This window comes from Blastococcus sp. SYSU DS0533 (genome assembly GCF_054050775.1).
The window spans coordinates 1-1105 of the sequence record NZ_JBJGZZ010000032.1 but is presented as its reverse complement, the minus strand read 5'-3'; the positions used below and the strand labels follow the sequence as shown (position 1 = coordinate 1105).

At 70.0% G+C, this 1105-nt stretch carries 1 protein-coding gene; it reads right to left on the bottom strand.

Annotated elements, in window-relative coordinates; all coding sequences use genetic code 11:
* Positions 1-18: 18 nt before the first annotated feature.
* A complete protein-coding gene (locus tag ACI79W_RS20015; RefSeq protein WP_456563831.1) occupies positions 19-996 on the bottom strand; it encodes an IS481 family transposase in 978 nt (325 codons plus the stop codon).
* Positions 997-1105: the final 109 nt, after the last annotated feature.

Below are 1105 nucleotides of genomic sequence, written 5' to 3'. Positions count from 1 at the left end.
CCTAGGTGTACCGAGCCATCACGTTGGTGCCAGTCGGCTGATCGGGGGCTCCCCGCCGAGGGCGCTGTGGCGGCGTTGAGTGTTGTAGTGCTCCAGCCAGGGAGCAAGCGCGGCTGAGCGCTGGTCGTTGCTGGTGAAAGGCTGTCGATAGGCCCACTCGGTGACCAGGGTGCGGTTGAGGCGCTCGACCTTGCCGTTCTGCCACGGGCAGTGCGGTCGGATGAACTTCTGCCGGGCCCCGATCTCGGCGCAGACGCCTCTCAACGAGTAGCGATAGGCCCAGGCGTTGTCGGTCATCACCCGCTCGATCCGGTCGATGCCGTGGGCGGCGAAGTAGGCCGCGGCGCGGGTCAGGAACGCCGCGCAGGTGGTGCCCTTCTCGTCGGGCAGGATCTCGGAGTAGGCCAGCCGGGAGTGGTCATCGACCAGGGAGTGGACGTAGTCGTAGCCCAGGCGCCGCCCCGAGCGCTGCGCGCGGGTTCGATCGGCGGTGACCGCGAGGCGGCCCTGAGCCCGCCAGCCCCCGCCGTCGGGGATGCGGGCCAGCTTCTTGACGTCCATGTGCACCAGCTCGCCGGGCCGGGACCGCTCGTAGCGCACCGCCGTGTGCTTCGAGGCCCGGATGACCTCACCGGTCATCGGGTCCAGGGCGGCCAGCCGGGGTTGCCCGTGGCGGCGCAGGACACGGGAGACCGTGCGGGCCGGCACGCCCAGCTCCGCCCCGATCCAGGCCGGACCTCGACGCTCGGCATTGCGCAGGTCGACGATGCGCTGTTCCACCTCGGCTGTCGTTCGCCGTGGGCTGGTGTGCGGGCGGGAGGACCGGTCGACCAGCCCGGCCTCACCCTCTTCCTCGAAGCGGGTGATCCAGGTCCGCACGCACTTGCGCGAGAGCCCCATCGCTGCGGCGATGTGTGCCTGCTTCCAGCCCTGCTGCCACCGCGCGACGATCAGCTTCCGGCCGTGGAACGTGGTGCGGGCATTACCGTGGGACACGAGAACCTCCGGGCGGATGTGGGCCTTAGACAAGCCACACCCCACTCGGAGGTTCTCCTGCGTTCAAGTCCGGCCGCCGTCACCAACGTCCTGGCCGGGTACACCTAGG